This is a genomic window from Verrucosispora sp. NA02020 (assembly GCF_013364215.1).
Taxonomy (GTDB): Bacteria; Actinomycetota; Actinomycetes; order Mycobacteriales; family Micromonosporaceae; genus Micromonospora.
Genome location: NZ_CP054923.1, coordinates 5003232 through 5015700, shown reverse-complemented (window position 1 = coordinate 5015700; position 12469 = coordinate 5003232). Strand labels below are relative to the sequence as shown.

General features: G+C 70.7%; 3 protein-coding genes (1 of these 3 running past the window's edge). All 3 read left to right on the top strand.

What is annotated here, in order from left to right:
• The first annotated feature begins 66 nt into the window (after window positions 1-66).
• Tightly spaced (each overlapping or abutting the next), the 3 genes in view from HUT12_RS21875 to HUT12_RS21865 form a layout consistent with a single transcriptional unit that may run on beyond the window.
• Window positions 67-9990, top strand: a complete 9924-nt coding sequence (locus HUT12_RS21875; RefSeq protein ID WP_217706034.1) for a non-ribosomal peptide synthetase/type I polyketide synthase — start codon at window positions 67-69, stop codon at window positions 9988-9990.
• Window positions 9987-11234 (top strand): ACP S-malonyltransferase, encoded by a 1248-nt coding sequence (locus HUT12_RS21870; protein WP_176094561.1) that lies wholly within the window; start codon window positions 9987-9989, stop codon window positions 11232-11234. Before HUT12_RS21875 ends, HUT12_RS21870 begins: the two co-directional genes overlap by 4 nt.
• Window positions 11231-12469: the beginning of a type I polyketide synthase gene (locus HUT12_RS21865; protein ID WP_176094560.1), read on the top strand. The gene runs 3354 nt beyond the window's last position; the window shows 1239 of its 4593 coding nt (coding positions 1-1239); the start codon lies at window positions 11231-11233; the stop codon falls past the right edge of the window. Before HUT12_RS21870 ends, HUT12_RS21865 begins: the two co-directional genes overlap by 4 nt.

Below are 12469 nucleotides of genomic sequence, written 5' to 3'. Positions count from 1 at the left end.
GCGCGCCGCGAACACCCTGGAGACCGTCATGGCAAGCACCCCCGGTGGCTGGGTGGTGAGGCACCGGTGACCATTCCCTGGATCCTCAGTACGCCGAACGAGCAGGCGCTGCGCGATGTCGCCGGGCGGTTGCGTGACCTCGTCGAGGAGTGCGCCGCCGACCCCTGGGACGTGGGGCGCACGCTGGCGGCCCGCCCGTCACAGGCGCACCGGGCCGTGCTGCTGGGCGGCGGCGACAGCCTCGTGACGGCGGTACGGCTGCTCGCCCAGGGGCGGCCGAGTCCGCACGTGGCGCGGGCGACGGCGGCGGACGTGACCCGCCCGGCGTTCGTCTTCCCCGGCCAGGGCGCGATCTGGCCGGGTATGGCGGCAGAGCTGCTCGACTCCGCGCCGGTGTTCGCCCGGCGCATCGGGGACTGCGCCGACGCGCTCGCACCGCACGTGGACTGGTCGCTGGTCGACGTGCTGAGGTCGGACTCCACGGACCTGTACCAGCAGACCGACGTCGTGCAGCCGGTGCTGTTCTCGATCATGGTCGCGCTCGCCGAGTTGTGGCGTTCGCACGGTGTCGAGCCACAGGCGGTCGTGGCGCACAGCATCGGCGAGGCTGCCGCCGCCTGCGTGTCCGGGGCACTGTCGCTGGACGACGCCGCGAGGACCGCCGTGCTGTGGAGCCGGGCCCAGTCGACGCTGGCCGGCCGAGGCGGGATGGCCGTGGTGGCGTTGCCGGTGCACGAGGTGACCTCGTGGTTCGCCGAGCACGGTCACGACGTCGACGTCTCCGGCCTGATGGCACCCCGCACGGTGGTGGTCTCCGGTGACAGCGCGGTTCTCGCGCTCGCCGCCGAGCAGTTGCGCGCCGCAGGCGTCTACGCGCACGTGACATCCGTGCCGCTGGCCGCGCACTCGCCGCGCGTCGAGGAGGTGCGGGACACCGTGCTGACCTCGCTCGCCTCGATCAGCCCGCGCACCTCGGACATTCCGTTCTACTCCGGCATGACGGGTGGGGCCTTCGACACCGCCGGGCTGGACGCGCAGTACTGGTATCACAACCTGCGTCGACCGATGCTCTTCGAGAGCGCCACGAGGGCCATGCTGGCCGACGGCTATCAGGCTTTTGTCGAGCTCAGCGCACACCCGGTGCTGACCCTGGCCATGCGGCAGACCGTGGAAGCCGTCGGCACGGCGGTGCCGGTACTCCACTCCCTGCGTCGCGACGGGCAGCGCATGGATCACTTCCTGGCCTCGCTCGCCGAGGCGCACGTCCAGGGTCTCGCGGTGAACTGGGAGCCGGTGTTCGCCGGGCGCGGCCGGCCGATCGACCTGCCCGACCTGGACCTGCCCGGATCGGCCGGAGCCGGCGCGGACGTCGCACCGGTCCGGTCGGTGGCGAGCCTGGTGTCCACACAGGTCGCGGGCGTGCTCGGTATCGGCCCGGAACTGGCCCAGGACGACCACACCAGGAGCCTGTTCGAGCTGGGCTGCACGTCGGTGCAGCTGATCGAGCTCCAGAGCGGGCTGGCCAGGGAACTCGGTGTCGCGCTGGAGAGCACGTTCATCATCGACCATCCCACCGCGCACGCGCTCACCGACGAGCTGACCCGCCGGGTCGAGCGGGGACGCGCACCGGCCGAGGCGCGCGCCGCCGCCCCGGCGTCGACGGGGTCGTACTCCGCGGAGCCCGTCGCGGTGGTCGGCATGGCGTTCCGGCTCCCCGGCGGGATCGGCACCCGGCACCAGCTCTGGGAGACGTTGAGCGGCAAGGTCGACGTGGTGCGGGAGGTACCCGCCGACCGGTGGTCGCACAGCGACCTCGACACCAGCGAGGTGACCACCACCCAGGGCGGCTACCTCGACCAGGTGGACCAGTTCGATCCGCTGTTCTTCAGCATCTCGCCCGCGGAAGCCGCGTCGATCGACCCGCAGCAGCGCCTGCTGCTGGAACTGACCTGGGAGGCGCTCGAAGACGCCGGGTTGAACCCGGTGACGGCGGGGCGGGACCGGCGCGTCGGCGTGTTCGTCGGTATCTACAACAACGACTACGCCCAGGTCGGCAAGAACCTCGGGCACCCGGCGGAGCGGTACACCTACACCGGGAACATGGCCAACTCGGCGGCCGGGCGGATCTCCTACAGCTACGGCTTCGACGGTCCCAGCCAGGCGATCGACGCGGCCTGCGCCTCCTCGCTGTACGCGCTGCACCAGGCCGGACGGGAACTGCGGCAGGGCGGCTGCGACATGGTCGTCGCTGCGGCGGTGAACCTGATCCTCAGCCCCGAGGGGCACGTGTCGTGGTCGCGCCTACAGGCGCTGTCCCCGACCGGGCGGTGTCGCAGCTTCGACGACGGGGCCGACGGCTACATCCGCAGTGAGGGCGGAACGGTCGTCATCCTCAAACGGCTCTCCGACGCCGAACGCGACGGTGACGACATCCTGGCCGTGATCAGCGGGTCGGCGATCAACCACAACGGCCAGGGCGGTGGGTTCACCGTCCCGAGCGGGGCCGCCCAGCAACGGGTGGTCGAGGCCGCGATGGCCGAGGCGGGCGTCGGGATCGAGGACGTCTCCTACGTCGAGGCCCACGGCTCGGGCACACCGATCGGCGATCCGCAGGAGCTCAACGCCCTGGCCCGGGTCTTCGCCGGCCGGAGCGGCAAACTGCGCGTCGGCAGCGTCAAGTCCAACCTCGGGCACCTGGAGTCCGCGGCGGGTATGGCGGCGCTGTGCAAGGTGATCGTGTCGATGCAGCACGGCCGCCTTCCGGCCACCCTGCACTTTCGCGAGGGCAACCGCCTGATCGACTGGGACGCCGTCCCGATCGAGGTGGTGGCGGACGAGATCGCGTGGCAGCCGGCCGGCGGCCGGCGGCGTGCCGGGATCAGCTCCTTCGGCATCAGCGGCAGCAACGCCCACATCATCGTGGAGGAGTACGAGCCGACGTCGCGCCGCACGTCGTCGACGCCCGGTCTGCCGCGCCTGCTGCCCGTCTCGGCGAAGTCGGACGCGGCGCTGCGCGCCGCCCTGCGGACCCTCGGCGAGTGGAGTGCTGACACGACCGCCGACCTCGCCGACATCGCGCACACGCTGGGCACGCGGCGGGCGGGTCTGCGACACCGGGCGGCACTGGTCTGCGACGCCGTCACCGACATCCCGGGTGCGGTCGAGGCGGTGCTGGCCGACGGGGGCGTGCGTGACCAGGCGGACCCGGGACAGGTCTTCGTCTTCTCCGGCCAGGGTACGCAGTACCCGGGCATGGCGCGGGAGCTGTACCAGCACGCCGACCTGTTCCGGCGCGAGTTGGACGAGATCGACCGGGTGTTCCGGCGGCTCGGCGACGTCTCCCCGATCGAGGCGATGTTCGGTGACGACGAGGCGTCGTTCCAGTCGCCGCGGCAGACCCAGCCCATGATCTTCGCGGTCGGGTTGGCGCTCGCGCGGTACTGGCAGGCGCTCGGCGTCACGCCGTCGGCTGTGATCGGCCACAGCATCGGCGAGTACACGGCCGCCTGCTTCGCCTCCGTCATGAGTCTCACGCAGGCGGTCGACCTGGTGACCCGCCGGGCGCGGGTCGTGGCGGCCTCGACCGGCGACGGCTCCATGGCGACGCTGCTGTGCTCCCGGGAGCGGGCGGAACAGCTGCTGACCGACTATCCCGACGTCTCCGTCGCCGCCGTCAACGCTGCCGAGAACACTACCGTCGCCGGGTCCGCCGAGAGCCTGGCCGAGGTGTTGAGGGCCGCCCGCAGACAGCGGATCTTCACCGAGCGCCTGGACGTCTCACACCCGTACCACTCGGTTCGGATGGCTCAGGCCGCCGACGACCTGTACGCGCAGATCCGGCACCACGAGTTCGAGCATCCGGCCATCCCGTGGATCTCGACGCGCACCGGTGGGCCGGTCACGGCGGACGCGCCGATCGACGCGTCGTACTGGAGCCGGCACCTCGTCGAGCCGGTCCTGTTCCAGGCGGCCGTCGGGGTCGCGATCGCGCGCGGCTCGCGGGTCTTCGTCGAGATCGGCGCGACGGCCACGGTCGGCGGTCTGATCGCGCAGGAGTTCGCGGACGCCGCCATCGTCGTTCCGAGCCTGCGCAAGGGGCGCTCCGATTGTCGGCAGCTGCTCGAGAGCGCGGGTGAGCTGTGGCGGCTGGGCCGGTCGCTGGAGTTCGGTCGGCTGCCCGGCGCGGCGGGCGGCCTCGTCCGCGACCTGCCGCGTACGCCCTTCGACCGGCAGCGGATCTGGTATTCCGACCGCGCCGGAGACCACATCGCCGTGGCGCGGCCCGCCGTCGCCGAACCGGAAAGGACCGGTGTCCAGCGGATGGCCGATCGAGGACCCGTCCTCACGTTCGTCAAGCAGTGCGTCAGCCAGGTCACCGGGGTCGGCGTCGACGCGATCGACGAGTCGGTGCACCTGTTCGCGCTGGGAGTCGACTCCCTGATGCTCGTCCAGTTGGGCAAGCGCGTCGAGGCCGAGTACACCGTCGAGATCCCGATCAAGGCGTTCTTCGAGTCCCTCTACACGCCGGGTCTGCTGGCCGACTTCGTTCTCGAACAGCGGCCCGCCGAGGTGACGCCGGTGCCGTCGGCGGAGCCCGTGGCCGTCGCGCTTCCGGAACCGCGGGCCGCCGCCGCGCCGCCGGCCGAGATCCGCGGTCGACTCGACCCGGCCGGCACACCGGCGCGCGGAGTCGAGGACCTCATCCGGCAGCAGCTGGAGATCATGCAGCAGCAGCTGGCCGTGCTGTCGGGGGTGCCCTCCGGCACGCCGACGCCGACGCCGGTCGTCCCGGAGACGACGGCACGCCGCGCGACGCCCGTCTCCCGCAAGGTCGGCTCGTACAGCAACAACATCGAGCTCAGTCAGGACCGGCTCACCGACGAGCAGAGCGCCTTCATCCGCGACTTCGTGGCGCGGTACACCGCGAGGACACTCACCTCCAAGGTGTATGCCGGGCAGCACCGCGAGGTGTTGGCGGACTGGATCGCCTCGCTGAACTTCAACCCGAGTATCAAGGAGACGGTCTACCCGGTCGTGTCGGCCCGGTCGCGCGGGGCGACGTTCTGGGACGTGGACGGCAACGAGTACGTCGACACCGCGATGGGTTACGGCGTGCACTTCTTCGGCCACCAGCCCGACTTCATCCTCGACGCGATGCGGGACCAGCTCGACCGGGGCTACGAGCTCGGCCCGCAGAACATGGTGGCGGGTGAGGTCGCGGCACTGGTCCACGAGATGACCGGCGCGGAGCGGGTCGCGTTCTGCAACACCGGTACCGAGGCCGTGATGGTGTCGGTGCGCCTGGCCCGGGCCGTCAGCGGCCGGGACAAGGTGGTCAGGTTCCTCACCTCGTTCCACGGCAGCTACGACGCGGTGCTGGCCGAGGCCGACGGCGAGGAGAGCATTCCCACCTCGATCGGTATTCCGCAGTCGGCGGTCGACGACACGATCGTGCTCACCTATGGCAGCGCCGAATCGCTGGACCGTATCCGGCGGCACGGCTCCGAGCTGGCCGCCGTGCTGGTCGAGCCGGTCCAGTCGCGCAACCCGACGTTGCAGCCCACCGAGTTCCTGCGGGAGCTGCGCGAGATCTGCACCGAGAACGGCATCGCGCTGATCTTCGACGAGATGATCGTGGGCTTCCGGATCGCGCTGGGCGGCGCGCAGGAGCACTTCGGCGTCGAGTCGGACATGTCGCTCTACGGCAAGCTCGTCGGAGGCGGTATGCCGATCGGCATCATCGCGGGCCGCAGCAGGTACCTCGACGCCGTCGACGGCGGCGCGTGGTCGGACGTGGACGACTCCAAGCCGGCGGTCCCCACGACGTTCTTCGCCGGGACCTTCTGCAAGCACCCGTTGACGATGGCCGCGTGCCGGGCCGTCCTGTCCTACCTGCGCGAGCACGGCGCCACCGCACTCCCCGCCGTCAACCGGCTCACCGCCGACTTCGCCCGTCGTGTGAACGACTACTTCGACGCGGAGGAGGTGCCCCTGAAGGTGACGCACTTCGCGTCGCTGTACAAGTACGAGACGGTCGTGCCGCGCGACATGGGGCACATGTCGTTGACGCTGAACCTGTTCTTCAAGCTCCTGGTGTTCCACGGCGTCTACGTGTGGGAACGCAGAACCGCCTACTTCTCGCTGGCGCACACCCGCGAGCATCAGGACCGCATCTTCGAGGCCATCCGCGCCAGCGTCGAGGCGCTGCGCGGTGGGGGGTTCGACTTCCGGCGGTCGACGTCGACCGCGCCGCGTGGCCTGCCCGTCGGCGCGCCCCGGGGCACCGATCTCACGCCGCTCGACCCCACGGCGGTGTCCGAGCAGGAGAAGCGGGTCTACGTGCTGTCGCGGATGCGCGGCGGTAACGAGGCGTACCAGATCCTGGCCGGCCTGCGTTTCGACGGCGCCCCCGACCGGGAGCGGCTCGCCGAGGCGTTCCGGGCGATCGCCGACAAGCACGAGAAGCTGCGCGGCTACTACGAGATCGACGCGACCGACATCAAGGCCCGCGTCGCGGCGGAGGTCACCCCGGAGTTCCACCTCTTCGACCACACGCGCGAGCCCGGACTGCGCGCCGAGGACGTCGTCGCGGTGATGAACCGGCCGTTCGACCTGGCGACGCCGCCGCTGTGGCGTTACGGGATCGTCATCGACGAGGACGGCGTCCACCACCTGCTGCTCTCGCTGCACCACATCATCGCCGACGGCGGGTCGATCGACATCCTCCTCAACGACCTCGCCGAGCACCTCGGGCGCGGCGAGCTGAGCCCGGTGCGGTCCGACGGCTACCCGGCGTTCGTGCGGCAGCAGGCCCGCTCCGTCGGCCTGGCCTCCTACCAGGAACACCGGCGATGGTGGCTGCGCGAGTTCGAGACCGTCCCGCCGCCGCTGAGCCTGCCGACCGACTCCCCGTACCCGCTGGTCAACGACTTCCACGGGACGCACCACTACTTCCGCATCGACGACGCGCTGCACCAGGCGGCGAAGGCGGTCATCGAGCGGCACCGCACCACCCCGTTCATCTTCTATCTGTCGCTGTGGTCGGTGCTGCTGGCCAACGCCGCCGACACCGAGGACCTGTGCGTGGGCGTCCCCCTGGACCAGCGGATCATCGGCACGTACGACGACACCGTCGGCATGTTCGCCCAGTCGCTGCCGCTGCGTGTCCGTACCGCCTCGGACGCCCGTCTGCCGGACCTGCTCCACGCGGTGCGCGACACCAGCCTCGCCGCCGTCGAGCATTCGCCCTACTCCTACGACGTGCTGGTCCAGGAGCTGGACCTCGACCGGGACTTCGGACGCAACGCCCTGTTCGACGTGATGTTCACCTTCACCAACGCCCGCGAGCGCGTGCGGCGGTTCGGTGACGTGAGCGCCACGTCGGAGGACTTCGGGGTGCCCCGCTCGATGTTCGCGCTCGCCCTGGAGCTCACCGAACGCGACGGTGGCCTCTTCGGCGACCTGAACTTCTCCAGCGTGTACGGCGAGCGGCGGATGACCGAGCTGGCCGAGCAGTTCGTGCACCTGATCGCCCAGGTCGTCCGGGAGCCGGACCAGACGCTCCGGGAACTGTCCCGGTTGGACGACGAGACGCGGGACCGACTGTTGACCATGGGCACCGGACCGGTCGTGGTGGACCTGCCGACCCTTGCCGAGGCGTTCGACACGGCGGTACGCGAGCACGCGGAGCGGGCCGCGCTCCGGTTCCGTGGCGAGGAGGTCAGCTACGCCGAGCTCGCCGAGCGGGTGAACCGGTACGCCGGTCTGCTGCACGAGCACGGCCTCGGTCAGGGCGACCTGGTCGGGCTGCTGCTACCGCCGACGCCCGAACTGGTCACGCTGATGCTCGCGGTCAACCGCATCGGTGCCGCGTGGCTTCCGATGGACGTCAAGGACCCGGCGAAGCGGCTCCGACTCGTGATCGACACGGCCGAGCCCACGAGGGTCGTCTGCGCCGAGGAACTGGCCGCCGCGGTGGGACTCGGTGACCGTGCGCTGCACCTGCCGGCGGACATCCCGGCCGGTCCGACGCCGCCGGTCGGGTCGCCGGGCGGGCCGGACGACCTCGCGTACGTGATCTTCACGTCCGGGTCGACCGGAACGCCCAAGGGCGTCGCGGTCACGAACGGGTCGTTGGCGAACTTCCTCGTCGGGATGCCCGAGGCGCTCGGATGGGCGGACCGGAAGGTGGTGGGCTGCCTCACCACCCCGTCGTTCGACATCCACCTGCTGGAGACGCTGTTGACCCTCACCAGCGGCGGCACGGTGGTGGTGGCCGGTGAGTCGGAGGTCCGTACGCCGGCGGACATCGCCGAGTTCGTCGCGGCCAACGGTGTCGAGTACCTCCAGATGACGCCGACCCGGTTGCGTCTGCTCTGCGCCGACCCCGAGGCGGCCCGCGCCACGCTGGCGCGGCTGGACAAGCTCGTCGTCGGCGGTGAGGCGTTCCCGGAGGACCTGCTGCCCCGGTTGCGGGAGCACCGGTCGCTGGGTGTCCACAACGTCTACGGCCCGACCGAGACCTGTATCTGGTCCAGCGTCAAGGACCTCACCGGGGACGACGCCACGGTCACCATCGGCGTCCCGATCGCCAACACCACGATGTACGTGCTGGACGACAACCTCCGGCTGGTGCCGGAGGGAGTGACCGGGAACCTGTGGATCGGCGGGCTCGGTGTGTCGCCCGGGTATCTGCACCGGCCCGAGTTGACCCGCGAGCGGTTCCTTGCGAACCCGTTCGGTGACGGCAGGATCTATCTCAGCGGCGACCGCGCGCGGTGGCAGGACGGCGAGCTCCACTGCCTGGGTCGGGTGGACGACCAGGTCAAGATCCGTGGCTACCGGGTCGAGTTGGGTGAGATCGAGCTGGCCATCACCGGGCACGAGATGGTGACCGGCGCGGCGGTGATCGTCCAGGAGTTGCCGAGTGGCAGCCAGGTCATCCGCGCGTTCTACCAGGTACGCGAGGGCGGCTACCTGGCACCGGAGGCGCTGCGGAACTGGCTGACCGAGCGGCTGACCGACTACATGGTCCCGGCGACCCTGGCCGTGGTGTCGGACATCCCCATGACCACGAGCGGCAAGGTCGACCGCACGGCGTTGGCGGCGCAGGCCGACGCCGGCCCGCCGGTGGAGCCGGGGCGTTCCGAGGAGCGCGGTGTCGGCGTCGCCCAGGAGTTGGTCACGGCCTGGCGCACGGTCCTCGGTGACATTCCGATCGGCGCCGACGAGAGCTTCTTCGACCTCGGCGGCAACTCGTTCAGTCTGGTCCTGCTGCTGGAGGAACTGCACCGGCAGTTCCCGGGCATGCTCGACGTGAGCGACCTGTTCGCGAACCCGACGATCGGCAAGCTCCGCAAGCTCCTGGAGTCCCGGCTCGCCGGGCAGGACTCCGACGCGCTGCTGACCGGTTTCGGGGTACGCCTGCCCGAATCGTGGTTCACGCACGACGCCACCGCCGACGGCCGGGTCGAGGCCGCGCTGCCCGCGCGGACCAGGGCGACGTTGCGGCGGCTGCGGCGCAGCGGAGCGCGGGAGCCGGAGGATCTGGCCCACGTCGCGTTCGCCGTCGCCCTGCACAAGCTCGTCGGCACGGATGACATCTCGCTGTGCGTCCTGGACGACGACGCCCGGGTGACCGTGGTGCGGTTCGACTTCGCCGGCAAGACCGATCTGGCCGACGTGCTGGACGACTACCGGCGGCAGCGCGACCACAACGACCGGCTCGACCTGCACCGCTTCGTCGCCTGCCGGGGTGTCGACCGCACCGTCTCCGTGGCGTGCGGCAGCGCCCGGCAGTGGGAGGAGGTGGACGTCCTCCGCCACTTCGACATCGGGTACGCGATCGACGTCCGGGCCGACCCCGTCGCGGTCCAGATCGACCACGCCCGCGAGGTGGACTCCACGCGGGTCGAGCAGGTGATGGGCGGCCACCTGAAAGTCCTCGCAGTCCTGGGCCGGCCCGCCTCGAAGGAGAAGGTGCAGTCATGAAGGATCTCGTGATCGTGTTTCCGGGGCAGGGCTCCCAGTTCGCGGGCATGGGCAGGAAGTGGTTCGACGAGCACGAGAGCGTGCGGGACCGCTTCGGGCAGGCGTCCGACATCGTCGGGTACTCGCTGGCCGACCTGTGCTTCACCGCACCGCCCGCCGAGGTGACCAGGACCCGGCACGCGCAGGTCGCGTTGCTGGTGCTCAGCTACTCGATGTACGAGGTGATGGCCGCCGGGCGCAGGGTGCCGGTCTCGTACCTGACCGGCCACAGCCTGGGGGAGATCACCGCGTTGCTCGCGGCGGGCGCGCTGACGTTCGAGGACGCGGTACGCCTGGTCAAGGCGCGCGGTGAGGCGATGGAGAGCTGTGCTGCGGGCAGCGGCACCGGGATGATCGCCGTGGTGCGGATGCCGGCCGCCGACGTGGAGAAGTGCGTCGGGGACTTCAACGCGGCGGGTCACGACGTGCAGGTCGCCAACTACAACGGCGAGACCCAGACCGTGCTGTCGGGCAGCCTGGACGACCTGTTGGGCGTGACCGCCCACCTGGAGGACCGTGGGGCGCGGGTGATCAAACTCAACGTCGCCGGCGCGTTCCACAGCACGTACATGGCCGCCGCGCTGCCCGAGTACACCAGGGCGCTGGACGAGATCACGTTCGCGGAACCCGCCGTCCCGGTCTACAGCAACGTGACCGGCGAGGTGTACGAGAGCGCCGAGGCCATCCGGGAGGCGCTGGCCGTCCAGCTGACCAGCCCGGTGCGGTGGAGCGACATCATGGCGTCCCTGGTGGAGCGCAAGGCGGCGGTCTGGATCGAGGTCGGGCCGAAGCAGGTGCTGAAGAAGATGCTCACCGGTGCCGTCGGCTCGGGCGAGGTGTACAACCTGGACGAGGAGCCCGAGCGGGTCGGCGCGGTGCTCGACCAGCTCGTCGAGCTGAAGAAGCGCGAGCCGGGGCTGGTCGGGCTCTGCCTGGGAGCTGCGGCGGCCACCCGCAACCGGAACTTCGACGCCGACGAGTACCACAACGGCGTCGTCGTGTCGTACCGCAAGCTCCAGGAGCTCAGCAAGCTCGACCAGGAGTCGCTCTCCGACCGGCAGAAGCAGACCGCGTTGGACCTGCTGCTCACCATCATGGGAACGAAGCGGGTCCCCGAGGCCGAGCAGCGGGACCGGGTCGAGTCGATCGTGTCCCGGACTCGTGAGGTCGGCCTCCGGACGAACGCGGGGGCGCTCGCCACATGAGTTCCCTGCTCGATCTTGACGACCTGGACCTGACGGGGCCCCCGGACGACGCCGACGTCCCCGTCACGCGCTCCAGTCCACGGCGGAAGGCCGAGCCAGTCGCCATCATCGGGATGAGCGGCCGGGTCGGCGAGGCGGAGAACCTCGACGCGTTCTGGTCGACGCTGCTGCGCGGCGAGGAAGGATACCGGGACCTGCCGGAAGCCCGACGGGCCGACGTCGACGCCTACCTCGCCGCGCGGGGCGTCCGGCTGCCGATCGCGGCCGAGCGCTACTCCGGCGGCACCCGGCTGCCCAGCGTGTCCGAGTTCGACTACCGGTTCTTCTCGCTGTCCCGGCAGGAGGCCAAGTCGATCGACCCGAACCAGCGGATCTTCCTGGAGACCGCCTGGGCCGCGCTGGAGGACGCCGGTTACCTGAACAAGGACATCGGCGGCCGGAAGGTCGGCGTCTACGCGGGCATGTCGGCCGACTTCGGCGAGGACTACCGGGCGATGATCCAGGCGGTCAGCCCGGGGGCGCCCGAGATCGCGGTCGCCGGCAACATCCGGTCGATGATCGCCAGCCGGATCGCCTACCTGCTGGACCTGCGGGGACCGTCGCTGCTGGTCGACACGGCCTGCTCGTCGGGATTGGTGGCCGTGTACACGGCGTACCGCGCGATCCAGAGCGGCGAGTGCTCGATGGCGATCGTCGGCGCGGTCAAGACCGACCTGCTCCCGGTCGACGCCGACGACGAGTCCGGCATCGGCATCAAGGACATCCAGGACACGCTCTCCGAGGACCGGCGTACCCGGACCTTCGACCGCAGGAGCGACGGCACCAGCGCCGCCGAGGGCTGCGTCGTCTTCGTGCTCAAGTCGCTGGACCGGGCGCGGCGCGACGGCGACAACATCCACGCCGTCATCATGGGCGGCGCGGTGAACCAGGACGGGGCCTCCAACGGCATCACCGCGCCCAACGCCGACGCGCAGGCCGACCTCATCACCGAGGCACTCGCCGACTCCGGGGTCCGGGCCGAGCAGATCAGCTTCATCGAGGCGCACGGCACCGCCACCAGGCTCGGTGACCCCGTCGAGGTCAGCGGCATCCAGCGGGCGTTCTCCCGGCAGACCGACCGCAAGCAGTTCTGCGGCATCGGCACGGTCAAAACGTACATCGGCCACATGGACAACGCCTCCGGCCTTGCGGGGCTGGCCAAACTCGTCCTGTCGCTCAAGCACCGGGTCCTGCCG